A 23,719-nucleotide genomic window follows, 5' to 3' on the forward strand; every position below is an offset into this window, starting at 1 on the left:
ACATGAAGATACGACTGGACCTCACGCGGCGACGCCACGTCGACCTCGCGCGTGTCTCCAGCTCCTTCTGTTGTCGCGAAGCCTGACGATCCCGACGGTAGGGTCCCCTTCGCACGGACCGGTCCGCCCCGGCTGATTCCACTCGCCGCGCGCCAGGACGAACTCCCTGCCCGTCACCCGCATTTCGCAGCCCGAATTCCCGCTGAATTCCCGGGCCTTTCTTCGTCATGCCCGTGTACCGCACATCAGGAGTCGTTCCGTGTCCGCAACCGAACCCGTCCGCTTCGCCTACTGGGTGCCCAACGTCAGCGGCGGCCTGGTCACCAGCAAGATCGAACAGCGCACCGACTGGGGCTACGACTACAACCGCGAACTCGCCGTCCTCGCCGAGAACAACGGCTTCGACTACGCGCTCAGCCAGGTCCGCTACATGGCCGGCTACGGCGCCGAGTACCAGCACGAGTCGACCTCCTTCAGCCTCGCCCTGCTCCTCGCCACCGAGCGCCTGAAGGTCATCGCGGCCGTCCATCCGGGACTGTGGCATCCCGGCGTCCTCGCCAAGTTCGGCGCCACCGCCGACCACCTCTCGCACGGCCGCTTCGCCGTGAACGTCGTCAGCGGCTGGTTCAAGGCCGAGTTCACCGCACTCGGCGAACCCTGGCTGGAGCACGACGAGAGGTACCGCCGATCCGAGGAATTCATCCGCGCGCTCCGCCAGATCTGGACCGAGGACCACACCGAACTGGCCGGAGACTTCTACCGGTTGCGTGACTTCTCGCTGAAGCCCAAGCCGCTGGACACCCCCGGGCGCCCGCACCCGGAGATCTTCCAGGGCGGCAACTCCACCGCCGCCCGCGCCATGGCGGGCCGTGTCTCGGACTGGTACTTCTCCAACGGCAAGGACTTCGACGGAGTCGTCGAACAGATCGAGGACGTCCGCGTCTCCGCCGCCCGGGCCGGACGCACACCGCCGAAGTTCGGCCTCAACGGATTCCTCATCGCCCGGGACACCGAGGCCGAGGCCCGCGCGACCCTCCGGGAGATCGTCGCGCAGGCCGACACCGAGGCCGTCGAGGGCTTCGGCGCCGCCGTGCAGCAGGCCGGAGCGTCCACCTCCGACGGCAAGGGCATGTGGCGGGACTCCAGCTTCGAGGACCTCGTCCAGTACAACGACGGCTTCCGCACAGGGCTCATCGGCACCCCGGAACAGATCGCCGAACGGATCGTCGCCTACAAACGCCTCGGCGTCGACCTCTTCCTCCTCGGCTTCCTGCACTACCACGAGGAGGTCGAGTACTTCGGGCGCCGCGTGCTGCCCCTCGTACGCGAACTGGAGGCCCAACTGCCCGACCGGGAGAAGGAGTCCGCCGCGGCGCACGCGTGACGAGCGGTCCGCGCCCGTCTCCCCGCCCTTCCCCCGTCCGATCCGGCAGCCCGCCCACTCAGAACCCCGCTCACGAAAGAGGACTCATGGCCACCGTCCTGTCCGTCTCCGGCAGCCCCTCCGTCTCCTCCCGCACCGCCAAACTCCTGCGTCACCTCGACACCCGGCTCGCCGCCCAGGGCCACGAGGTGATTCCCCTCGACGTCCGCACCATCCCCGCGGAGGCATTGCTCGGCGCGGACTTCCAGCACCCCGCCATCGTCGAGGCGACCGCCCTGTTCGCCCGAGCCGACGGGGTGGTCATCGGCACCCCCGTCTACAAGGCCGCCTACTCCGGCGTCCTCAAGGCGTTGCTCGACCTGCTTCCGCAGTACGCCCTGACCGGAAAGACCGTGCTGCCGCTGGTCACCGGAGGCAGCACCGCCCATGTGCTCGCTCTGGACTACGCGCTGCGCCCGGTGCTGAACTCCATGGGCGCGGCCCACATCGTCCAAGGCTGGTTCACCCTCGACAAGGACATCACCACCGGGCAGGACGGGAGCGTCACCGTGGCCCCGGGCACCGCCGAGGCCCTGGCCCAGGTGGTGGACCAGTTCTCGGCGGCCCTCGGCCGCACGCCCCTGCTGGCCGCCGCGGGCTGACCTGATGACCGCCAAAGTGATCGCCGACGACACCGAGGCCCTGGCCGTCGCCGCCGCCCTCGCCGACGAGTTCCGCACCGGAGCCTCGGCGCGGGACGCCGAACGACGCCTTCCGTACGAGGAGTTGGAGCGGCTCTCCGCCTCGGGCCTGCTCGCCGTCACGGTGCCGGCCGAGCACGGCGGAGCGGACGTACGCCAGGAGACCCTGGCGGAGATCTTCCGGCTGCTGGCCTCGGCGGACGCCAGCCTCGCCCAGATCCCGCAGAACCACTTCGTGTACACGAACGTGATACGCCATCAGGGAACCCCCGCCCAAAAGGAGTTCTTCTTCGCCGAGGTCCTGGCGGGGCGGCGGTTCGGCAACGCGCAGTCGGAGGCCGGCACCCGGCACGTCCAGGACATCCGCACCCGGCTCGAACCGCGGCCCGACGGCTCGTACCGGCTCACCGGCGTGAAGCACTACTCCACCGGAGCGCTCTTCGCCGACTGGATCCCCGTCCTGGCCCGTGCCGAGGACGACAACCTGCACGTCGCCTACGTCCCACGGGACGCCGACGGCGTCACCGTCGACGACGACTGGGACGGCATGGGGCAGCGCACCACGGCCAGCGGCACCGTCCGTCTCGACGCCGTCGACGTGCCGGCCGACCGCGTGATCCCGCACCATCTCACCTTCCGGGGACCGCAACTGCACGGGGCGGTGGCGCAGTTGCTGCACGCGGCCATCGACGCCGGGATCGCGGCGGGCGCGCTCGCCGAGGCGGCGGAGTTCGTGCGCACCAAGAGCCGGCCCTGGTTCGAGAGCGGCGTGGAGACGGCGGCCGAGGACCCGTTGCTCATCCAGCGCTTCGGTGAACTCGCCCTCCAGGTAAGGGCATCCGAAGCGCTGCTCGGTGTCGCGGCCCGCGCGGTCGACACGGCTCGCGACGAGCTGACCGACACGTCGGCGGCCGAGGCGTCCATCGCGGTGGCCGCCGCGAAGGCGCACACCGCCGCCACCGCGGTACTGGTGGCGGACGCCCTCTTCGAGGTGTCAGGCACCCGTTCGGCTCTGAACTCCCTCAACCTGCACCGGCATTGGCGCGACGCCCGCACCCACACCCTGCACGACCCGGCCCGCTGGAAGATCCAGCACATCGGCCGATACGTCCTGAGCGGCACCAAGCCACCGCGACACGGCCTGCTCTAGCCCCCGCGATCAGACCCCGCACGCCAGGCACGGCGCGTCGGCCCCCGTCCGACGGGCCCCCTCGCCCGCCATGCCCCCACGATCGGAGAACCCCGCCGTGTCCCTCACCTTCCACTGGTTCCTGCCCACCAACGGAGACAGCCGCGATGTCGTCGGCGGTGGCCACGGCACGCCCGCCACCGCCTCCGGACGGGACCGGCCGCCGACGGTCGCCTACCTGAGCCAGATCGCCCGCGCCGCGGAGGACCTCGGCTTCGTCGGGGCCCTCACCCCGACGGGTGCCTGGTGCGAGGACGCGTGGCTGACCACCGCGATGGTCAGCCAGCACACCGAGCGCCTGAAGTTCCTCGTCGCCTTCCGGCCGGGTTTCGTGTCGCCCACACTCGCGGCGCAGATGGCCTCCACCTTCCAGCGCCGGACCGGCGGACGGCTGCTCCTCAACGTGGTGACCGGCGGCGAGAGCCACGAGCAGCGCGCCTACGGCGACTTCCTCGACAAGGACGCCCGGTATCGCCGTACCGGCGAATTCCTGCAGATCGTCCGGGACTTGTGGGACGGCAAGACCGTCGACCTGGCCGGCGAGCACCTCCGGGTCGAGGACGCCCGGCTCGCCCGGGTCCCCGACCCGGTCCCCGAGGTCTACTTCGGCGGCTCCTCGCCCGCCGCCGGTGAGGTCGCCGCCCGCCACGCCGACGTCTACCTCACCTGGGGCGAACCACCGGCCCAGGTCGCCGAGAAGATCGCCTGGATCCGCGGGCTCGCGGCGAAGGAGGGGCGGACCCTGCGGTTCGGCATCCGGCTGCACGTCATCACCCGGGACACCTCCGAACAGGCGTGGGCCGAGGCCCGCCGGCTCCTCGACGGCTTCGACCCGGACACCGTGCGGTCCGTCCAGGCGGGGCTCGCCCGCAGCGAGTCGCAGGGCCAGCAGCGGATGCTCGCGCTGCACGGCGGCGGCCGGGACGGCCTGGAGATCCACCCCAACCTGTGGGCCGGCATCGGTCTGGTGCGCGGCGGAGCGGGCACCGCCCTGGTCGGCAGCCACGAGGAGGTCGCCGAGCGGATCAGGGAGTACCACGCCCTCGGCATCGACGAGTTCGTGCTCTCCGGCTACCCCCACCTGGAGGAGGCCTACTGGTTCGGCGAGGGCGTCCTGCCCCGCCTCGCCGAGCGGGGCCTGTGGCAGCACCCGTTCGCGACCCCACCGGCACAGGCTCCGCAGGTGCCCTTCACCGGCTGAGCGGACCGGGTGACCCCAGCGACCCCAGGTGCGCGGCACGCACCTGGGCCGTCTGCCCCTGCACCAGCAGGAACATCCCCTCCCGCGCCAGCCGCTGTGCCGGGCTGCGCACGTCCATCGCCCGCCCGCCCCGGGCGACCACCGCCGCGGTGGTGGCCGCGCGCATCACGTCGTACGCCCGTGTCTTGCACGCCAATCGCTCCTCGATCCGCTCGGTCGGCACCGGGTGGTCGGCGAGGTCGTACGCCTGCCGCCTGACGGCGTCGAGGCGTGCCCGCAGCGCGCCCGCGGTCTCCTTCGCGGAGGGATCGTCCTCCAGCAGGCCGATCGCCGCCGCCGTCACCCCGAACACGGCCGGTGAGGCATTGGTGTTCTTGGGCCGGTCGGTGACCGCCCAGGACGCGTACGGGGTGCGCAGCGCCACCGCGTCCTCGGGCAGCCACAGCCCGTCCAGTTCCAGCGAGACCGTCCGGGACGCCGTGAGCGCGGCGAGCCGCATCGGCGGGGACGGGCGCAGCCCCGGCTGTTCGCGCGCCTCGGTGAACGCGAACAATGCCTCGTCCGCGTCCGTCACGCCCGCGAGCAGCATGACGTCGTTCAGCCCCCAGCCCGTGTACCAGGGAATCCTCCCGTCGAAGCGCCAGCCGCCGCGCTCGCGGGTGACCCGCACCGGGACCCGCGGGTGGGCGCGCAGCTGGGCGTACGCGACCCCGGACAGCAGCTCTCCGCGAGCGAGCGGGCCGAGCAGGCGCTCCCGCACCGGAAGGTCACACTTCGCCAGGGTCGTCACCGGCGTGTGGTGCTGGGTCTGCACGAACCACGTCGAGCAGCAGGCCCCGGCCAGGATCTCCGCGGTCTCCCGGACCACGGCGGCGGGCGCCGCCGACCCGCCGTACGCGACCGGGGCGGCGATCCCGAGCAGACCCGACCGCTTGACCGCCTCGACGCTGCTCGCGGGCATGCCGTCCTGGTCCACGCGCTCCGCCCGCGGTGCCAGCACGTCGGCCGCCAGCCTCCGGGCCGCGGTGACGAGCGGATGCGGTGGAATGGTCATCGAAGGATTCTCCCGCTGTCGTCGTGGCGTGTGTCGATCCGGCGCCTTCCCGTTCGTGTAGTCAGTGAGACGCCGAGTCAGTGAGACACCGAGCGAGTGACCACCGAGGAGGACACATCATGAAGTACTACCTGCTGAGCGTGATGCAGCCGCAGGGCGAGCCGCCCGCGCCCGAGGTTCTGGAAGAGATCATGCACAATCTCGACGTGTTCCACGCGGAGCTGCGCGAAGCCGGTGCCTGGGTGTTCGCCGGCGGACTGCACGGGCCGGACACGGCCACCGTGCTGCGGGCCCGGGACGGTGACGTGCTGGCCACCGACGGGCCGTACACCGAGAGCAAGGAGTATCTGGGCGGGATCTGTCTGATCAAGGCGCCCGACCTCGACGCGGCGCTCGCCTGGGGACGCAAGGCGATCCTGGCGACGACGCTCCCGATCGAGGTGCGGCCGTTCACCCACGAGTCCGAGGACCGATGACTGTCGGAGCCGGTGACATCGAGGCGGTCTTCCGCGCCGAGTACGGCCGGGCGGTCGCCGTCCTCATCCGCTTCCTGGGCGACATCGACCTCGCCGAGGAAGCGGTCCAGGACGCGTTCACCACGGCCGTGGCCAAGTGGCCGGAGACCGGCATACCGCCGAGCCCGGCCGGCTGGATCATCACCACCGCCCGCAACCGAGCCGTCGACAGACTGCGCCGCGAGTCCACCCGCGCGGCCCGGCACGCCGAAGCGGCCCGGCTGCACGCCCCGGACGAACCCGTGGAGGAGGGCCCCGTGCGCGACGACCGGCTCCGTCTGATCTTCACCTGCTGCCACCCCGCGCTCGCCCCCCAGGCCCAGGTCGCCCTCACCCTGCGGCTCCTCGGCGGACTGACCACCCCGCAGATCGCCCGCGCCTTCCTCGTCCCCGAATCCACCATGGCCCAGCGGATCGTCCGCGCCAAGGCCAAGATCCGCGACGCGGGCATCCCCTACCGCATCCCGCGCGACGCCGATCTGCCCGAGCGCGTCAAAGGCGTGCTGGCCGTCGTCTACCTCGTCTTCAACGAGGGGTACGGCGGCCGCGAGGACCTCTGCGCCGAGGCCGTGCGCCTCGGACGACTCCTCGTCGAGCTCATGCCGGACGAACCCGAAGCGCTCGGCCTGCTCGCGCTGATGCTGCTCATCGAGGCCCGCGGGCCGGCCCGCGCGACGGCGGACGGCGACCTGGTCCTCCTCGCCGACCAGGACCGAACGCGGTGGGACCCGGACCTGATCACCGAGGGCCAGGCCCTCGTACGCCGCTGTCTGCGCCGCAACCGGCCGGGGCCCTACCAGATCCAGGCCGCCGTCAACGCCGTCCACAGCGACGCGCCGACCGCGGCCGCCACCGACTGGGGCCAGATCCTCCAGCTGTACGACCAGCTCATGAACCTCGCCCCCAGCCCGGTCGTGGCCCTCAACCGCGCCGTCGCCGTGGCCGAGGTCGAGGGACCGGAGACCGCCCTCGCCCTCGTCGACAAGCTCGACCTCGGTCGATACCACGCCTTCCACGCCGTACGGGCGGACCTGCTGCGCCGGCTCGGACGGCACACCGAGGCGGTACAGGCGTACGACGCCGCCATCACGCTGTCCGGGAGCGCGCCGGAACGCGCTCACCTCGAACGGGCCCGAGCAGCCCTCGCGGGGACCTGACCGCACGCGCGGTCACACGCTGAGCGCCTCCCGCACCACCCGTTCGGCGTCGCGGCCGCCCTCGCCCGACGACGTGACCCGGCCCGCCTCCAGGACGTAGTAGCGCTGCGCCGCCCGCATCGCGAAACCGACGTGCTGCTCGACCAGGAGCACCGACAGACCGCCCCGGGCGGCCAGGGCGAGGATCGTCTCCTCGATCTCGGTGACCACCGAGGGCTGGATGCCCTCGGTCGGCTCGTCGAGAAGGAGGACCCGAGGCTCCGTCACCAGGGCCCGGGCGATGGCCAGTTGCTGGCGCTGACCTCCGGAGAGCAGCCCCGCGCGGCGGCCCGACAGGGCACGCAGCGCCGGGAACAGGTCCAGCGCCTCGGCGATCGCCTCCCTGCCGCGGCGCCGCCCGTCCGCGACCAGCTGGAGATTCTCGGCGGTCGTGAGGTGCGGGAAGGCCTGCTGACCCTGAGGGACGTACGCCATACCGCGCGCCACCCGCTCATGAGGCCTCAGCCGGGTGATGTCCTCGCCGTCCAGGCGGACCGAGCCGCTCCGCGGGCCGAGCAGTCCGACGGCGGCCCGCAGCAGGGTGCTCTTGCCCGCGCCGTTGTGCCCGAGCACCGCAGCCACGCCGTCCCTCGGCACCTCGACGGAGACACCGTGCAGGACGAGACTGCGGTGGTAGCCGACGTGGACGGTGTCGATCTCCAGCATCACGCCTCCTGAGCGGCGGTCGGTCCGGGCACGGACGCCGTGGTGTCCTCGGCGGCCGCGTGCCCGAGATACACCTGCTGCACTTTCGGGTCGGCCTGCACCTCGGAAACCGTCCCCTCGCTGAGCACCCGGCCCGCGTGCAGCACACTGACGCTGCGCGCGAAGGAGCGCATGAAGTCCATGTCGTGCTCGATCACGACGACGGTCCGCTCCCGGCTGATGCGCTCCAACAGCTCGCCGGTGGCCTGTCGTTCGTCGTGGCTCATGCCCGCGACCGGCTCGTCGAGCAGCAGCAGCCGGACGTCCTGCACGAGCAGCATGCCGATCTCCAGCCACTGCTTCTGTCCGTGCGCGAGCGTGCCGGCCGGGCTGTCGGCGCGGCCGGTCAGGCCCACCGTCTCCAGGGCGCGCGCCACGGACTCGGGCACACCCCTGCGGCGCCGCAGCATCGTCAGCGCGCCCCGCCCGGCGCCCGCCGCGATGTCCAGATTCTGAAGGACCGTCAACTCCTCGAAGACGGTGGCCGTCTGGAAGGTGCGGCCGATCCCCGAGCGCGCGATGCGGTGCACGCTCCGCCCGAGGATGTCGGCGCCCGCGAACCGCACCGATCCCGTTGCCCTCACCAGCCCGGTGACCGCGTCGACCAGAGTCGTCTTGCCCGCGCCGTTCGGCCCGATCAGGAAACGCAGATCACCGGGCCGTACGTCGAGATCCACCCCGTCGACGGCGGTGAAGCCGTCGAACGTGACCCGCAGCCGGCGTATCTCCAGTCCCGCGGGCCCATTGTCCGCAAACTCCGTCATGCCGTGTCTCCAGCGAGTCCTCGGTTCGCCCGGCGCCGCCGCACGATCCCGGCCAGCGAGGCGAGTCCGCCCGGCAGGAACGCCAGGGCGACGATGAACAGCAGCCCCTGGAAGTAGGTCCAGGCCGCGGGGAACTCCTCCGACAGGGCCGTCCTGGCCCAGGCGACGCCGATCGCCCCGAGCACCGCTCCCACCAGGCTCGCCCGGCCGCCGACCGCGGCGCCGATGACGAGCTCGATGGACGGCACGATGCCGACCAGCGCGGGGGAGATGATGCCGACGGCCGGCACGAACAGCGCGCCCGCGAGTCCGGCCATGCCGGCCGCGACGACGTACGCGACGAGCTTCACGTTCGCCGGGTCGTACCCGAGGAAACGCACCCGCTCCTCCGAGTCCCTTACGGCGACGAGGAGTTCGCCGTAGCGGCTGTGCATCAGCTGACGGGCCAGGGCGATCAGCAGGAGCAGCACCGCGGCGATGACGAAGTACACCATCCGCTGGTTGACCGGGTCGTTCAGGTCGTAGCCGAAGAAGCCCTGGATGTCGGTCAGGCCGTTGGTGCCGCCCGTCGTCTCCTGCTGGCCGATCAGCCAGATCGCGAAGGCGGCGGCGAGCGCCTGGCTGAGGATCGCGAAGTAGGCGCCCTTGACCCGGCGCCGGAAGATGAACGAGCCGAGGATCGCGGCGACGGCCATCGGCAACAGGACGGTCGCGGCGATCGCGAACACCGGATTCGCGAACGGCCGCCACCACCAGGGGAGTTCGGTGGCGGACCCGTACAACTGCATGAAGTCGGGGAGGTTGCCGGGGCCCGCGTCCGCGATCTTCAGGTGCATGGCCATGGCGTAGCCGCCCAGCCCGAAGAACACCCCTTGGCCGAGTGTCAGCAGTCCGCCGCGCCCCCAGGCCAGACAGATACCGACCGCGACCATGGCCGTGCACAGATACTTGGCGAGCAGACCGAGCCGGAAGTCGGACAGGGCGAGCGGGGCGACGGCGAAGAGCGCGACGGCGGCCGCGATGAAGCCCGCGGCCGGCCGAGCCGCCTCGAACCGGCTCCGTGGGCCCGGCTGTTGCTCCGCCTTCGGCGCGAGGGGAGTGGTGGTGGTCATGTGAGACTCCTGGTGCGCAGCGTGTACAGGCCCTGCGGCCGCCACTGGAGGAACGCGACGATGGCCACGAGGACCAGCACCTTCGCGACACTGACGGTGGTGGAGTACTCCAGGACCGACTGCAGCGCGCCCAGCACGAAGGCCACGATCACGCTGCCCTTGAGCTGCCCGATGCCGCCGACCACGATCACCAGGAAGGCGTCGATGATGACGTTGGTGCCCATCGTCGGCCCGATCGGGCCGACGAGTGTCAGCGCGACCCCGGCGACCCCGGCGAGCCCGGAGCCGATGAAGAAGGCGGTGCGGTCCACGCGGCCGGTGGAGATGCCGGACACCTCCGCCAGGTCCCGGTTCTGCACGACCGCGCGGATGCGCCGCCCGAGCGGGGTCAGCCGCAGCGTCACGGACAGCGCCACGACCGCCGCGATCGCCAGTCCCAGAATGAACAGCCGGCTGTTGGCGAAGGTGAGCGGGTCGTCGCCTCCGATGACCGTGATGTTCCCGGTGAGGACATCGGGTGCGCGGGTCTGCACATTCGGCGCCCCGAAAATGTCACGGGCGAGCTGCTGAAGCATCAGCGAGACACCCCATGTGACAAGAAGAGTGTCGAGGGGACGGAGGTAAAGGCGGCGAATCAGCAGCCATTCCAGCAGGGCGCCGAGCGTCCCCGACACGAGAAATGCGACGGGCAGCGCGACGATCAGTGAAATTCCTGCGTCGGAAATGGACTTCTGCAGTACGTACGTGGTGTAGGCGCCGGCCATGATGAACTCGCCGTGGGCCATGTTGATGACATTCATCTGGCCGAAGGTGAGCGAGAGGCCGAGCGCGATGAGGAGCAGGACGGCACCGATGCTGACGCCGGTGAACAACTGCCCGAGGATCACGGTCATGCGGCGGCTCCGGGGAGTCGGGACGCGGGGCCTGTGCGCACAGGCCCCGCGCGACGGGTGATCAGGAGAGGCCGGAGGCCCAGTCGTAACCCTTCAGGTAGGGGTCCGGCTCGATCGGCTTGCCGGAGTCCCAGACCTGCTTGATCAGCCCGTCGGAGCCGATCCTGCCGATGCGGGCGGTCTTGTAGATGTGCTGGGTCGCGCCGTCCACGGTGACCTTGCCCTCCGGCGCGTCGAACGTGATGCCGTCGGAGGCCGCCTTGACCTTCTCGGGGTCGAACGACTTCGCCTTCTCGACCATCGCCTTCCACAGGTAGACCGAGGTGTACGCGGCCTCCATCGGGTCACTGGTCGGCTTGTCCTGGCCGTACTTGGCCTTGTAGGCCTTCACGAACTCGGTGTTCGCGGCCCCAGGGGTGGTCTGGTAGTAGTTCCAGGCCGTCAGCTGGCCCGCCAGGTACTGCGCCCCGATCGACTTGACCTCCTCCTCGGCGATCGACACCGAGACCACCGGCATCCCCTTGGCGGTGAGTCCGGCGGACTTGTACTCCTTGAAGAACGCCACGTTCGAGTCGCCGTTGAGGGTGTTGAAGACCGCGTCCGCCTTCGACGCCTTCACCTTGTTGGCGATCGTGCTGAACTCCGTGGAGCCGAGCGGCGCGTAGTCCTCGCCGAGCACCGTCATGCCGTTGGCCTTCGCGTACGCCTTGATCTCCTTGTTGGCGGTGCGCGGGAAGACGTAGTCGCTGCCGACCAGGTAGATCCGCTTCCTGCCCTGGGACTTGAGGTAGTCGAGGGCCGGGATGATCTGCTGGTTGGTGGTGGCCCCGGTGTAGAAGATGTACGGGGACTGCTCGAGGCCCTCGTACTGCACGGGGTAGAAGAGCAGCGACTTGTTCTTCTCGAAGACCGGCTTGACGGCCTTGCGGCTCGCGGAGGTCCAGCAGCCGAAGGTGGCCGCCACCCGGTCCTCCCTGATCAGCTTGCTCGCCTTCTCGGCGAAGGTCGGCCAGTCGGAGGCGCCGTCCTCGCTGATCGGCTTGATCTGCTTGCCGAGCACTCCGCCCGAGGCGTTGATCTCGCCGATGGCCAGCTTCAGCGAGTCGCGTACGGTGACCTCGCTGATCGCCATCGTGCCCGACAGCGAGTTGAGCAGGCCCACCTTGACGGTGTCGCCGCTCACGTCCGCCTTCGCGGCCTTGTCGGACGTACCGCCCGCGTCGGTCTTGGCGCCGCACGCGGAGAGTGCGACGACGGTCGCGAGCGCGGCGGCACCGGCTGCGATCCGGCGTCGGAGAATTCGGGAACCGCTGGACAATAGAACCCCCTCGGGCTGTGGAGGAGACGACCTCCTGAAGTGCGGTCCACAGCCTCAAGTCACGCTGTTTCCAAGGTGTTTCGCGGTACTTTCCCGGCCGTATCTTCCCGCTCTCATGACGGATTCGTAGGCGGGCCGACCAGGCAACAAAAAATGCCCGGGGCGGAATTCGGCATCCGAATTCATGACACGCCCAAGGCATTCTGATTACTTCCTGCGGGAAGTATCTTGGCGCGGGAGAGCCGCTGTCAAGAGCGCGGTTCGCGGAGGTCGAGCTCGGCGACCACGTCGAAGTCCAGCCCCTCCGCCCGTGCCAGGTAGATGCGTTGGCGCACATGGCCGCCGCGCAGATGGAGCAGCCCGCGCGGCCCCTCGTACGACACGGTCTCGGCGGCCGCCCCGATCGCGGACACGTCGATGGCCTTGGCGCGCTGGATCAGCGCGGCCAGCAACAGCACACCCTCGTAACAGGATTCGCCGAGGCTGCCGAGGGCCGGTGCCTCGACTCCGAACCGTCCGGCGTACTGGCCGTGGAAGTCGAGGGTGTCCTGGTTGGCGAGGGAGGCGAAGAAGCCGGCCGTGCTGTAGAGGTCCGCGGTGGCCGAAGGCCCGCTCGCCATCAGCATGTTCTCGTCCATGAGCGTGCTCAGCCTGAGACAGCGGGCGTCGAGACCGGCCGCGGCGAACGCCCGGTTGAAGCGCACCGCGTCACTGCCGACCAGCAGCATGATGACGGCGTCCGCCTCCGTGTGCTCGATCCGGCGCAGCACCGCCCCGAAGTCATGGGTGCCCAGCGGCAGATACACCTCTCCGTGGACACTGCCGCCGGACTCGCGCGCGTAGGCGTGCGCGGCCCGGGCCGTACGGCGCGGCCACACATAGTCGTTGCCCACCACGAACCAGCGGCGCAGCCCACGCTCGTGCGCCAACAGACCCATGGCCGGACGTAGTTGGTCACGCGGTGTCTCGCTCGTGAGGAAGACCCCGGCGGTGTGCTCGCCGCCTTCGTACAGGGCGGTGTAGACGTAGGGAACCCGATGCGCGATTCTCGGGGCGAGGGCCTGGCGTACCGAGGAGATGTGCCAGCCCGTCACCCCCTGCACGGCTCCCAGGTCCACCAACGCCTCGACGTGGTCGGCGACTTCGCGCGGCGTGCCGCCCCCGTCCACGGGCAGCAGCCGCAACTCCTTGCCGAGCACTCCGCCCGCGCGGTTGACCTCCTCCGCCGCCAGGCGTGCGCACAGTTCGCAGGTGGGCCCGAAGATGCCCGCCGACCCCTGCATGGGAAAGACGAGGGCCACGCCGAACACGGAATCGTCCGCCGTGAACCAGTCGGGCGGAGGCGAAGGGGGCCGGAACATGGCGTCATGATTCCGGGTCCTCCCGGTGAACTCCAATCCGTCTCGTACCATGTACACCCCCCGGGAGCGAGGAGCAGGATGCCGACCCCATCGCCGCGTCAGCCCCAGGATCTGATGCAGCTGCTGACGCGGGCCGAGCGACTGGCCGCGCGTCGGCTCCAGAGCGTCCTGGACGAGGACGGCTGCTCCCTCGACGCCTGGCGGGTCCTCGCGCTGCTCTCCGACGGCGAGGGCCACTCCATGACCGCGATCGCCGAAGCCGTCTTCCTCCCGCCGGCCACGCTCACCAAACTGGTCGACCACCTCGTCGACCAGAACCTCCTGTACCGCCGCGTCGACCCGAACGACCGGCGCCGCATCCTCGCCCACCTCACCCCGCGCGGTCGGACGTACTGGCGGCGACTGGACCGCGAGGTCCGCGCGGGTTGGCCGGTGCTGAGCGACGGGGACGACGAACTGCTGCGGTCGCTGCTGGAGCGGCTGGCGGACACCCTCGGCGTGGCGGGCGCGCGCTCCACACTCTGATGCCCAGCGGTCGCGGAAAGTAGTGCCGCGGACCCGGAATGCACCGGATCCGGAAAAGGTTGGCATATACATCCAGCGTGGTCGGTCCAGGCGTCCGACCGCAGAGCATGTCCGCGTGGCCGGCCCCCGTCCGCGCCCCGACCAGCGAGGCACCGTGAACCACTCGACCCCCGAAGAGCCCGCCGACGTCGTCTCCCGGCTGCGCGCCGGCTTCCGCACCGGCCGCACCAAGCCCGTCGCCTGGCGCGTCGACCAGCTGCGCCGACTGCGCGAACTGCTCACCTCGCACGGCGAGGAGCTGGCCGCCGCCCTCCACGAGGACCTCGGCAAGAGCTCCACGGAAGCCTTCCGCACCGAGATCGACTTCACCGTGCGCGAGATCGACCACACCCTGGAGCACCTCGACGGCTGGCTGCGCCCCGAGTCCGCCCCGGTCCCGGCGCACCTCGGCGAGGACGCCACGGCCTGGACGCAGTACGACCCGCTCGGCGTCGTCCTCGTCATCGCGCCCTGGAACTATCCGCTCCAGCTCCTGCTGACCCCGATGCTGGGCGCGCTGGCCGCCGGCAACGCGGTGGTCGCCAAGCCCAGCGAGCTGGCCCCCGCCACCTCCGCGGCCGTCGCCCGGCTCATCCCTCGCTACCTCGACACCGACGCGGTCGCCGTCGTCGAGGGCGGCATCCCGGAGACGACGGCCCTGCTGGCCGAGCGTTTCGACCACATCTTCTACACCGGCAACGGCACGGTCGGCCGCGTCGTGATGCGCGCCGCCGCCGAGCACCTCACCCCCGTCGCCCTCGAACTCGGCGGCAAGTCACCGGCGTTCGTCGACCGCGACGCCGACCTGTCCGTCGTCGCCGACCGGCTCGCCCGAGGCAAGTTCCTCAACGCCGGGCAGACCTGCGTCGCGCCCGACTACGTCCTGACCGCCCCCGGGACCGCCCGCGCCCTGGAGCCGAAGCTCGCCGAAGCCGTCGAGGCGCTCTTCGGTGCCGAGCCCCGGCAGTCCGCCGCGTACGGTCGGATCGTCAACGAGCGGCATTTCGACCGTCTTTCCGCGCTGCTCGCCTCCGGCCGCACCGTGACCGGCGGCGACAGCGACCGCTCGGCGAAGTACATCGCGCCGACCGTGCTCGCCGACGTCGACCCGAAGTCGCCCGTCATGGGGGAGGAGATCTTCGGCCCGATCCTGCCGATCGTCACCGTCGCGGACCTCGACGAGGCCATCGGCTTCATCAACGACCGCGACAAGCCGCTCGCGCTGTACGTCTTCACGGAGTCGGACACCACCCGGGAGAGGATCGCCGCCGAGACCTCGTCCGGCGGCCTGGGCTTCGGCCTGCCGCTCGCCCATCTGACCGTCTCCGACCTGCCGTTCGGCGGCGTCGGGGAGAGCGGCATGGGCAGCTACCACGGCCGCTACTCGATCGAGACGTTCAGCCACCGCAAGGCGGTACTGGAGAAGCCGCTCGGCTGAACGGCCGACGGGTGCGGGCGCCGAGAAGCCGACGTGGTTCAGGAGCCGGGCGGCCGGCGACCGACTGAGCCGATTGGGCCGGAAGGGGACGAACGAGCCCCGCTCCGTCACTCCGGAGCCACGCGGTGAGCCAGATGCCGGAAGGTCCTCACCCGAGACCCGCGTCATCCGTCAACATCCGCCCGAGGCGGAGCGGCCAGGGGGCAGGATGGCCTCATGACAAAGCTGCCCGTACGGTCGGTCCCCCATACCTCCTCCGGTTCGGTGCTGTCGCTGTGGTCACAGGACTCCGTGCTGTCGATCGGCTCCGTGGGATCGGTGCTGTCCGTGGGCTCCGTGGGTTCGGCCCTGTCGGTCGGCTCGATCGGCAGTGCCCTGTCGGTGGGCTCGATCGGCTCCGCCCTGTCACTGATCTCGACCGGTTCGTGGCTGAGCACAGGATCGTTGTTCTCCGCCCAGTCGCGCTGGTCGGTGCTGTCCTGGCGTTCCTCCGGCGGTTTCCTGGCCGCGGGAGCGGTAGGGGCGGCGGCCGGAGGCGCCCTGCTGGTGGCCCGGATGCTGCACAAGACCGGAACCGGCACGGACTAGTCGAACTCGCGCGCTCGGTCGGCGCGTCCTCACCACCCGCGCTCGGTCGGCGCGTCCTCACCCGCAGTCGATGTCGGCCGAACCCCCGGCGGTGACCGGATCGGTGCTCGTGCCGCTGACCCGCAGAAGACCGCCGTCCCGCCCCCAGTCCAACTCGTACGCGCCCGCGCCGACGGGCCGGTACCCGTCGTCGACCGTCCAGGATCCCGACTCGCCCAGGGCCAGGCCGGAGCGCCCCACCGCGTACGCCTCGCCATTGCCGATCACGAGAAACGACGTCTCCCGCACCACGACCGTGCAGCCCCCCGGCCCCGCCGGACGCAGCACGAGGTACTCTGCATCCGAGCCGTGCTGTGTAGATGTTCCGGTCACGGCGGGTACGACTCCCCGGACGCGCGGACAGTTGCGCGGCGGACCGCCCCACTTCTTGCTGTCCGGATCAAGCCGGTCCAGGCACGGCTGCGACGCGTCCGGCTCCGCCATCGACCTGTCCATGCACGGCTCCGGCGACTGCGGTGCCGGCAGACGAGCCACCCGTTGCCGATTGGCCCGGGAACTGGGCACAGCGCCTTGAAAGACTGCACCCCATTGCCGTGCTTCTAGGAGATGCCATGCGGGTAGCCGTGGTCACCTTTGACGGGTTCAACGAGCTCGACAGCTTCATCGCCTCCGCGCTGATCAACCGGTGCCGAAAGGACGGCCTGGAGGCCTTCATCACGACACCGACGCCGGTGGTCGCGTCCATGAACGGTGTCGAGGTGACCGGCCAGCGCCCGATGGAGTTCGTGACCGAGGCCGACGTCGTGCTGATCGGCAGCGGGGTGAAGGCGCGCGAGGTGGTGGCCGACGACCGGCTGATCTCCAGGCTGCCGCTCGACCCTTCGCGTCAGCTGATCGGTGCGCAGTGCTCCGGCGCGCTGGTGCTCGCCCGGCTCGGGTTGCTGGACGGCATGCCCGCCTGCACGGACCTGAAGAGCCGGCCCTTCGTGGAAGCCCGCAACATCACCGTGCTGGACGCGCCGTTCCATGCCGAGGGGAACATCGCCACGGCGGGCGGCTGCCTGGCGTCCCAGTATCTCGCCACGTGGGTGATCACCCGGACGCTCGGGGAGGACGCAGCGCGCGACGTCCTCGACTACGTGGCTCCGGTCGGCGAGAACCAGGAGACTGTCGAACGTGCCCTGCGCGCCATCCACGCGGGCGAGGCCGTACGACACTGACGCCCCGCGAACCGGCCCCTGGGCCGCTGTCTTGCCGCCGAGGACTGGAACCATCGCGTGCAGCTGCGCCAACAGCTGGTCGGCGGCCTCCGCGACCTCCGCCGGCCCGGCAATCGATGTCCGACTGTGTGCAGCCGTCACCTCAGCCCACAGGGCGGCGGTACCGTCGAACAGCTCCCGATCGGCGTTTCCCTTGCCCAACTTGGAGTTGAGGTGCCACCAGTGCATCCGGTACTGGTGAGCCGCGTCGGCAAAGGCGTTGCATGCTTCGCGCCGTAGGTCATCTCTGCGGCGCCGCTCTTCGAACTCAAGCTGCGCTCGTGCCTGTCGGCCCTGGAGGAAGGCGGTGAAGAGCCCACCGGCCAGTCCGCCGACCGTACCGATGGTGGTACCGATCAGAGTTGCCACCGTTGCGTCCATAGTGGGATTACACCAGCGGGGCCGAGCAAAGGGCTGCGGGGAACGGACCCGTACGGCGATACCCCACCGGGGGCTTCGTAGTCAAGAGCCAGCGGAAGCCGCAAGGGTCTCAGCCGGCCCAAGGCGCCAGTTGCCGCCCGGGGGTTGAACCCACGACCTCTGTCGTCCCGAAGTAGCTTGTCGGGGCCCCACTTGGAGGCGGGGCACCTCTGGTCTGCGGTGATCGTCCGGCGATCACTGACCCTCAAGGCCGCCCGCCTACATCATCGTCGAGGTCGGCTGGTGATTTCAGGTTGGATGGCGTGATGAAGCGCGTTGAGGCAGAGCTGTTCAGTGACGGCGGCAACGATGCTGTGGTTCGCATGCCCGGCAGACGGTTCCCCGGGGTCCTGGTGCAGGGCGACTCCCTTCACATCCTCCGCGGCGACATGGCCGAGGTGGTGGGGGCGTGTGAGCGCGGCGACCTGGAGGAAGCGAGGGACTCCGCCGGCCTACTTCTGGTGCACCTGGACGCTCTGCTGGCCCGGTACGAGGCCGCGTTGGGCGAGCACGAGATTCCACGGCCGTACTGAATTGCCGGGCCGTCGGCTTGGGAAGCTCGGGTTCTCCGGCGGAAGGTGCTGAACTGACCTGCGCCGGAGTGGCGTTGGAGTCCTGGTCGCACCTGCGGTCAGTCCCCGCTGTTCCCCGTGGTTCTCCGCAGGACCTGGCACGTATCCGGCACGCACGTCCTCGGGCAACCGCGGACTGCCTCTGGCCAAGCATGGTCCTGAGGCCCGGAACACACCGCCTTCATCGGACGCCGGAGGGGGCGGCCGGTCCCACTCCGCCGCGGAGGGTGACCCCGAACCGGGTCCGCATCCGCCGCAGCTCCCACAGCGATACGGCGGTCACCGACAGCGGCCCGCCCAGCAGGGAGCAGAACTGGAAGACCGGCGGACCCTGCGGCATGCCGCTGTCGATCAGGTTGAAGACCACGAGCACCCACACCAGCACTCCGGTGAGCACGGGCGGCAGCATCGGGTGGACGTGGGCGGTGTTGAAGGCGCTGCGGGCGGAGTACAGCGATGCCAGGAAGAAGAAGGGGAAACCCCACACCATCACGGCCAGCGACAGGAGGAGCAACACATAGACCAACCAGTCCTTCCGATCCCCGACGGCGACCTGGGCCGTCGTGTACAGGACACCGGCGATGACGAGCACCGTCAGCAGGTACCAGCCGACCGCCTTGAGCGGTGCATGGAGCCGGGAGCGCAGATGCGGGCGAAGGTGTGAGGGTGCGTACAGGATGAAGCCGAGGATGACCAGCGGGCCGGTGCAGAGCAGCAGAACCGGGGTGATGATCATGTTGGCGACGCCTTCGGTCGCCGCGTTCTCCCAGCGGTCGGCATCCGCGCCGTAGACCAGGATCAGCGTGAGAGCGGCGACGACGCCGAGCACCGTGCGGGCCACCTGGACGCGGTCCACGGTGCGGTCCTCGATCCGGCCGTCACCCTCCTGCACGAAGAGGCGGGTGGCGACGCGGTGCGCCGAGCGGAGGACGAGGCCGGCGAGGAACGGGACGGAGAAGTACCACAGGCGGCTGCGGCGTCGCTGCGGGCGAGCGAGGACCGGGGCCGGCCGGCCGTAGGGATACGGGTTCTGCGGCGGATATGGGTGCGGCGCGGGCGGACCGTAGGTATCGCCGGCGGGCGGTGGCCCGTAAGGGTTGTTGGCCGGCGGCCCGGGAGGACCCCAGCCCTGGCCGCCCGGTCCGTTGCCGCCGGGTTGTCCCGATCTCGGGCCCGGCCCCCATCCCCCGCTTGCCATGTCTCTTCCCCCGTTTGTCCGCGGCCAGTTGCTGTGTCGCACGGCGACATCGCGGCAGCTTAGTGGCTCATGAGTCGCCTCTCCCCATGGTCGTTGTGTGAACCCTGTCAGCTTTCTGGGGAGACTCCGGGCCGACCCGGCCACCGTGGCCGCCGGGGGCTCCCGTACGTCCGGGCGGTTCGGCTCGATGATCCGGAAGCCGGAAGGGGAAGGGGCTCCTAAGGGAGGGGAGCGCCATGAGGCGCCCCGGCCCGGTGACACCCGGGTCCACTGGCTCTTCACGGGCACGCTGCCCGGCAGGGGCCTCACCCTGATCGCGGATTCGCGCTGCGCATCCGCGCGGTTGCGGGCACGGTGATGGTGGGGCTGACGTGGGTGGCCGAGTGGGTGCCCGCCCGGTACCCGGCCGTCGGTTCACCGAGAGCATGCCGGTCGATCCGTCAACCCGTGTGCGGCCCCCTGCCCCGCCTTGGGCCGAACGGCCCCCATCGGGGACCTGCGGCCCCTGCCTCGCGCATCCGTTTCGACCCGACGCTGGAATCCGACGCCCGATCAGGAGGTGGACACCATGCCCCGCACTGTCACCGTTGGTCTCGACGGCTCGTCCGAGAGCCTCGCCGCCGCCGAGTGGGCCGCCCGCGAGGCGCGGCTGCGCGCACTGCAGGTCAGGCTGGTCAACGTATGGGAACCGGCGCCCGACCCCATCGCCCAGGCCCCGCTGCTCGGTGGCGAGACCCATCAGCACTGGAGTGAGCGGATCCCGCGCGAAGCGGCCGAAGGGGTACGGGCACGGCACCCCGGGATCGACGTCACGACGGAGCAGCTCACCGGCCGGCCCGCCGAGGCGCTGCTCAAGGCCGCGGACGACGCCGAACTCCTGGTCCTCGGCACCCGTGGACTGAGTGGCGTGGGCGGCTTCATGGTCGGCTCGGTCGGCCTGGCCGTCGTGGCGCACGCCGGGCGCCCCGTCGTGTTCGTACGCGCCGGAGAACAGGCCGCGGACGAGCACCTGATGGATCCCTCGGGCATACCGTCCGCCGTGGCGCCCTTCCGTCCCGTCGTGCTGGGGCTCGACACCACCGGCCCGGACGCCACGCTGATCGGCTTCGCCTTCGAGGCGGCCTTCCTGCGCGCCACGGCGCTGCGGGTGGTGCACTCCTGGAACGAGCCGCCCTACATCGCGTACGGACTGCCCCCGGACCTGGAGATGAACGCCGCTCTCGCCGCGCAGGAGGCCGCCGCCGTGACGGACGTACTGCGCCCCTGGCGGGAGAAGTACCCGGCCGTGGAGGTCATCGAGGACGCCCTGTCCGGGAAGGCCGCCAACCACCTCGTGGACGCCTCCCGGGAGGCGTCGCTCGTCGTCGTGGGCCGACGAGCCCGCCGCGCCGCGCTCGGCGCCCACATCGGACCGGTCACCCACGCCGTGCTGCACCACTCGACCGCCCCCGTCACCGTCGTCCCGCACTCCTGATCACCACGGGCCGCCCTCGACCGAACACCGATCGCGGTCCGACCGCGCAAGGAGAGTCATCCCATGAAGGCAGCAGTCGTACGAGCGTTCGGTGAGCCGCTGGTCATCGAGGAGCGTCCCGACCCCGAGCCCGGACCCGGCCAGGTCCGCATCCGGGTGGAGGCCTCCGGGCTGTGCCACACCGACATCCACGCCGCCCACGGCGACTGGCCGGTCAAGCCGACCCCGCCGTTCGTCCCCGGACACGAGGGCGTCGGCCTGGTCGAGGCGCTCGGCGACGGCGTCACCCATCTGACGATGGGGCAGCGGGTCGCCGTGCCCTGGCTGGGCAGCGCGTGCGGACGCTGCGAGCACTGCCTCTCCGGCTGGGAGACCCTGTGCGAGCAGCAGATCAACACCGGCTACGGGTGCGACGGCGGTTACGCCGAGAAGATGCTCGCCTGGGCCGACTTCGCCCAGCCGGTGCCCGAGGGGATCTCCCCGCTCGACGCCGCCCCGCTCACCTGCGCCGGCGTCACCACGTACAAGGCCCTGAAGGTCGCCGACGTGAGGCCCAGCCAGTTGGTCGCCATCTCCGGCGTGGGCGGCCTCGGCCACCTGGCCGTGCAGTACGCGAAGATCGCCGGGGCGACCGTGGCGGCGATCGACGTCACCGACGACAAACTCGAACTCGCCGCGGAACTCGGCGCCGACATCGTGATCGACGCCCGCAAGGAGGACCCCGGCGAGGTCCTCAAGCGCCACGGCGGCGCGCACGCCGCGCTCGCGCTCGCGGTGAACGAGGAGGCCTTCTCCGCGGTGTACAAGGGGCTGCGGCGCGGTGGGAAGCTCGTCATGGTCGCGATGCCGGCCCACGGCACGATCGCGGTCCCGATCTTCGAGACCGTGCTGAACGGCACCTCCGTGATCGGCTCCATCGTCGGTACCCGGCAGGACCTGGCCGAGGTGTTCGACCTGCACGCCGCGGGCAGGACCAGGGTCATCCGCGAGTCCCGGCCCCTCAGTGCCGTCAACGAGTCCATCGACGAGGTGCTGCACGGCCGGATCCAGGCCCGGATCGTCTTCGACTTCGTCGAAGGGAGCTGACCGCCGTGGATCTGCCCCTCGTCGTGGGTGTCGACGGGTCCGAGCCCGCCATGCGCGCCGTGGACTGGGCCACGGACGAGGCGGCCCTGCGGGGTCTGCCGCTCCGTCTGGTCTACGCCTCGCTCTGGGAACGCTACGAAGGCGCCGCCCTCGCCGAGGGACTGGGCCGCTCCTCGGAGCAGATCATGGCCGACAGGATCGTCGAGGCCGCCGCCGAACGCGCCCGCCGTCGCGACGCCGGGGTGAAGGTCACCACCGACGTCCTGCCCGAGGACGCGGTGAGCATGCTGCTGACGGAGGGCTTCGGCGCCACCGCGCTGGTGCTCGGGTCGCGGGGCCGCAGCGGCATCGCCGAAAGGCTCCTGGGGTCGGTGAGCCTCACGGTCGCCGCCCGCGCCCACTGCCCCGTGATCGTGCTGCGGGGCGGCCACGACAACCAGGCCAGGGCCGGCCGGTACCGGCGGGTCGTCCTCGGGGTCGGGGATCCCTCGCAGGGTGAGGCGGCCACCCGCTTCGCGTTCCGGGAGGCGGCGGAACGCGGAGTCCCGCTGGAAGCCGTACGGGCCTGGCGGAGCCCCGCGCACGAGACGACCGACCACCCGCCGGTGAAGGGCGAGCCCACCCGGACGCACGAACAGCGGGCGATGGACATCCTGGACGAGGCACTGAGCGGGGCCGCGGCCGACCATCCGGCCGTGGACGTGCACCGTCGTACCGCCGAGGGAACCGCCCGCAAGTTGCTGCTGGACGCTTCCACCGAGGCCGATCTGCTCGTCGTCGGGGTCCGGCGGCACGACAGCCACGGGCACATCGGGATGCAGCTCGGCCGGGTCGCCCACGCTGCCCTGCACCACGCGGCCTGTCCGGTCGCCGTCGTGCCCCTACGGGGATGAGCGGCTCAGAGGCTCGCCGCGTGATCGGGGACGAAGGTCTGCAGATCGCGCGGCGGGCGCTCGTAGCCCTTCGACGGCGGCCGGCGGGGCAGCTCCAGGACCGGCGGCGGCACCTCGTGGTAGGGGACGGAGTCGAGCAGATGGGCGATCATGTTCAGCCGGGCGCGGCGCTTGTCGTCGCTCTCGACCACGAACCACGGCGCCTCCGCGATGTCCGTGTGCACCAGCATCTCGTCCTTCGCCCGGGAGTACGCCTCCCACCGGGTGATCGACTCCAGGTCCATGGGGGAGAGCTTCCAGCGCCGCGTCGGGTCCTTCAGCCTGCGCCGGAACCGTTTCTGCTGCTCCGCGTCGCTCACCGAGAACCAGTACTTGCGCAGCAGCACGCCCTCCTCCACCAGCATCCGCTCGAAGATCGGGCACTGCCGCAGGAAGAGCTGGTACTCCTCCTTCGTGCAGAAGCCCATGACGTGCTCGACCCCGGCGCGGTTGTACCAGCTGCGGTCGAACAGCACGATCTCCCCGGCGGCCGGCAGATGTTCCACGTACCGCTGGAAGTACCACTGGCTGCGCTCGCGCTCGGTCGGCTTGGGCAGCGCCACGATCTGCGCGACGCGCGGGTTCAGATGTTCCGCCACACGCTTGATCGTGCCGCCCTTGCCCGCGGCGTCCCGGCCCTCGAAGACCACCACCACACGGGCGCCCTCGGTGCGCACCCACTCCTGGAGTCTGACCAGCTCCGTCTGCAGACGGAGCAGCTCCCGCTCGTACGCCGCAAGCGGCACCTTCGCCGTCTTCTTGCCGGCCATGCCGCCTCCTCGCCCGATGACGCCTCACGCGAAGCGTCCCGTTGAC

Annotated in this window: 25 protein-coding genes; 15 read left to right on the plus strand and 10 right to left on the minus strand. The window is 70.8% G+C overall.

Features of this window, described 5'->3' with window-relative positions; genetic code table 11:
* The first annotated feature begins 2 nt into the window (after positions 1-2).
* The 5 genes from OOK38_RS34650 to OOK38_RS30620 all read left to right on the plus strand — a co-directional run bounded on the left by OOK38_RS34650 (position 3) and on the right by OOK38_RS30620 (position 4,454).
* A complete protein-coding gene (locus tag OOK38_RS34650; protein WP_351542021.1) occupies positions 3-86 on the plus strand; it encodes a putative leader peptide in 84 nt (27 codons plus the stop codon).
* A 173-nt stretch (positions 87-259) separates the two neighbouring features.
* On the plus strand, positions 260-1,384 hold the full coding sequence (sfnG, locus tag OOK38_RS30605; protein WP_266755278.1) for a dimethylsulfone monooxygenase SfnG: 1,125 nt from the start codon (positions 260-262) through the stop codon (positions 1,382-1,384).
* Positions 1,385-1,470: 86 nt separating this feature from the next.
* Positions 1,471-2,025 (plus strand): NADPH-dependent FMN reductase, encoded by a 555-nt coding sequence (ssuE, locus tag OOK38_RS30610; protein ID WP_266755276.1) that lies wholly within the window; start codon positions 1,471-1,473, stop codon positions 2,023-2,025.
* A 4-nt stretch (positions 2,026-2,029) separates the two neighbouring features.
* A complete protein-coding gene (locus OOK38_RS30615) occupies positions 2,030-3,214 on the plus strand; it encodes an SfnB family sulfur acquisition oxidoreductase (protein WP_266755275.1) in 1,185 nt (394 codons plus the stop codon).
* A 97-nt stretch (positions 3,215-3,311) separates the two neighbouring features.
* A complete protein-coding gene (locus tag OOK38_RS30620) occupies positions 3,312-4,454 on the plus strand; it encodes an LLM class flavin-dependent oxidoreductase (protein WP_266765544.1) in 1,143 nt (380 codons plus the stop codon).
* Here OOK38_RS30620 and OOK38_RS30625 read toward each other — a convergent pair.
* Positions 4,444-5,508: an acyl-CoA dehydrogenase family protein gene (locus OOK38_RS30625; protein WP_266755273.1), complete on the minus strand. Its 1,065-nt coding sequence runs from the start codon at positions 5,506-5,508 to the stop codon at positions 4,444-4,446. The genes OOK38_RS30620 and OOK38_RS30625 overlap by 11 nt on opposite strands.
* A gap of 119 nt (positions 5,509-5,627) precedes the next feature.
* On the opposite strand from OOK38_RS30625, the gene OOK38_RS30630 reads away from it, so the two are divergent.
* Positions 5,628-5,984, plus strand: a complete 357-nt coding sequence (locus OOK38_RS30630) for a YciI family protein (protein WP_266755271.1) — start codon at positions 5,628-5,630, stop codon at positions 5,982-5,984.
* On the plus strand, positions 5,981-7,180 hold the full coding sequence (locus OOK38_RS30635; protein WP_266755270.1) for an RNA polymerase sigma factor: 1,200 nt from the start codon (positions 5,981-5,983) through the stop codon (positions 7,178-7,180). The genes OOK38_RS30630 and OOK38_RS30635 overlap by 4 nt, the downstream gene beginning before the upstream one ends.
* Positions 7,181-7,192: 12 nt before the next feature.
* On the opposite strand, the gene urtE is transcribed toward OOK38_RS30635, so the two are convergent.
* From urtE to OOK38_RS30665, 6 genes are all read right to left on the minus strand, one after another.
* Positions 7,193-7,885, minus strand: coding sequence for an urea ABC transporter ATP-binding subunit UrtE (urtE, locus tag OOK38_RS30640; RefSeq protein WP_266755269.1), 693 nt, complete (start codon positions 7,883-7,885; stop codon positions 7,193-7,195).
* Positions 7,885-8,688, minus strand: a complete 804-nt coding sequence (urtD, locus tag OOK38_RS30645; protein ID WP_266755267.1) for an urea ABC transporter ATP-binding protein UrtD — start codon at positions 8,686-8,688, stop codon at positions 7,885-7,887. Before urtD ends, urtE begins: the two co-directional genes overlap by 1 nt.
* Positions 8,685-9,800, minus strand: coding sequence for an urea ABC transporter permease subunit UrtC (urtC, locus tag OOK38_RS30650; RefSeq protein ID WP_266755265.1), 1,116 nt, complete (start codon positions 9,798-9,800; stop codon positions 8,685-8,687). Before urtC ends, urtD begins: the two co-directional genes overlap by 4 nt.
* Positions 9,797-10,693 carry an urea ABC transporter permease subunit UrtB gene (gene urtB, locus OOK38_RS30655; RefSeq protein WP_266755264.1) on the minus strand — a complete coding sequence of 299 codons (897 nt, stop codon included), beginning with the start codon at positions 10,691-10,693 and terminating at the stop codon, positions 9,797-9,799. The genes urtC and urtB overlap by 4 nt, the downstream gene beginning before the upstream one ends.
* Positions 10,694-10,754: 61 nt before the next feature.
* The gene (gene urtA, locus OOK38_RS30660; RefSeq protein ID WP_266755262.1) at positions 10,755-12,011 is read right to left on the minus strand and encodes an urea ABC transporter substrate-binding protein; all 1,257 of its coding nucleotides are present in this window, start codon (positions 12,009-12,011) and stop codon (positions 10,755-10,757) included.
* Between the two features lie 248 nt (positions 12,012-12,259).
* Complete coding sequence (locus tag OOK38_RS30665) at positions 12,260-13,372, minus strand: substrate-binding domain-containing protein (RefSeq protein WP_266755260.1); 1,113 nt, start codon at positions 13,370-13,372, stop codon at positions 12,260-12,262.
* Positions 13,373-13,450: 78 nt separating this feature from the next.
* Between OOK38_RS30665 and OOK38_RS30670 the strand changes: the two genes are divergently transcribed.
* The 3 genes from OOK38_RS30670 (at position 13,451) to OOK38_RS30680 (ending at position 15,962) form a co-directional block, all read left to right on the plus strand.
* The gene (locus tag OOK38_RS30670; protein ID WP_266755259.1) at positions 13,451-13,897 is read left to right on the plus strand and encodes a MarR family winged helix-turn-helix transcriptional regulator; all 447 of its coding nucleotides are present in this window, start codon (positions 13,451-13,453) and stop codon (positions 13,895-13,897) included.
* 115 nt (positions 13,898-14,012) lie between these two features.
* Positions 14,013-15,374 carry an aldehyde dehydrogenase family protein gene (locus tag OOK38_RS30675; RefSeq protein WP_266848994.1) on the plus strand — a complete coding sequence of 454 codons (1,362 nt, stop codon included), beginning with the start codon at positions 14,013-14,015 and terminating at the stop codon, positions 15,372-15,374.
* Between the two features lie 216 nt (positions 15,375-15,590).
* The gene (locus OOK38_RS30680; RefSeq protein WP_266755257.1) at positions 15,591-15,962 is read left to right on the plus strand and encodes a hypothetical protein; all 372 of its coding nucleotides are present in this window, start codon (positions 15,591-15,593) and stop codon (positions 15,960-15,962) included.
* Between the two features lie 57 nt (positions 15,963-16,019).
* On the opposite strand, the gene OOK38_RS30685 is transcribed toward OOK38_RS30680, so the two are convergent.
* Positions 16,020-16,457 carry a hypothetical protein gene (locus tag OOK38_RS30685; RefSeq protein WP_266755256.1) on the minus strand — a complete coding sequence of 146 codons (438 nt, stop codon included), beginning with the start codon at positions 16,455-16,457 and terminating at the stop codon, positions 16,020-16,022.
* Between the two features lie 116 nt (positions 16,458-16,573).
* On the opposite strand from OOK38_RS30685, the gene OOK38_RS30690 reads away from it, so the two are divergent.
* Together OOK38_RS30690 and OOK38_RS30695 are read left to right on the plus strand one after the other, a co-directional pair.
* Positions 16,574-17,182, plus strand: coding sequence for a DJ-1/PfpI family protein (locus OOK38_RS30690; RefSeq protein ID WP_266755255.1), 609 nt, complete (start codon positions 16,574-16,576; stop codon positions 17,180-17,182).
* A 782-nt stretch (positions 17,183-17,964) separates the two neighbouring features.
* Positions 17,965-18,174, plus strand: a complete 210-nt coding sequence (locus tag OOK38_RS30695; RefSeq protein WP_266755253.1) for a hypothetical protein — start codon at positions 17,965-17,967, stop codon at positions 18,172-18,174.
* A gap of 220 nt (positions 18,175-18,394) precedes the next feature.
* On the opposite strand, the gene OOK38_RS30700 is transcribed toward OOK38_RS30695, so the two are convergent.
* Positions 18,395-19,105, minus strand: coding sequence for a hypothetical protein (locus OOK38_RS30700; protein WP_266755252.1), 711 nt, complete (start codon positions 19,103-19,105; stop codon positions 18,395-18,397).
* 874 nt (positions 19,106-19,979) lie between these two features.
* Here OOK38_RS30700 and OOK38_RS30705 point away from each other — a divergent pair.
* The 3 genes from OOK38_RS30705 (at position 19,980) to OOK38_RS30715 (ending at position 22,864) form a co-directional block, all read left to right on the plus strand.
* The gene (locus tag OOK38_RS30705) at positions 19,980-20,885 is read left to right on the plus strand and encodes a universal stress protein (RefSeq protein WP_266755250.1); all 906 of its coding nucleotides are present in this window, start codon (positions 19,980-19,982) and stop codon (positions 20,883-20,885) included.
* A gap of 63 nt (positions 20,886-20,948) precedes the next feature.
* Positions 20,949-21,971, plus strand: coding sequence for a zinc-dependent alcohol dehydrogenase (locus tag OOK38_RS30710; RefSeq protein ID WP_266755248.1), 1,023 nt, complete (start codon positions 20,949-20,951; stop codon positions 21,969-21,971).
* Positions 21,972-21,976: 5 nt separating this feature from the next.
* A complete protein-coding gene (locus OOK38_RS30715) occupies positions 21,977-22,864 on the plus strand; it encodes a universal stress protein (RefSeq protein ID WP_266755246.1) in 888 nt (295 codons plus the stop codon).
* Between the two features lie 5 nt (positions 22,865-22,869).
* Here OOK38_RS30715 and ppk2 read toward each other — a convergent pair whose 3' ends face one another.
* Positions 22,870-23,673 carry a polyphosphate kinase 2 gene (gene ppk2 / locus OOK38_RS30720; RefSeq protein ID WP_266755244.1) on the minus strand — a complete coding sequence of 268 codons (804 nt, stop codon included), beginning with the start codon at positions 23,671-23,673 and terminating at the stop codon, positions 22,870-22,872.
* Positions 23,674-23,719 lie beyond the last annotated feature (46 nt).

Source organism: Streptomyces sp. NBC_00568, assembly GCF_026341855.1.
Classification (GTDB): domain Bacteria; phylum Actinomycetota; class Actinomycetes; order Streptomycetales; family Streptomycetaceae; genus Streptomyces.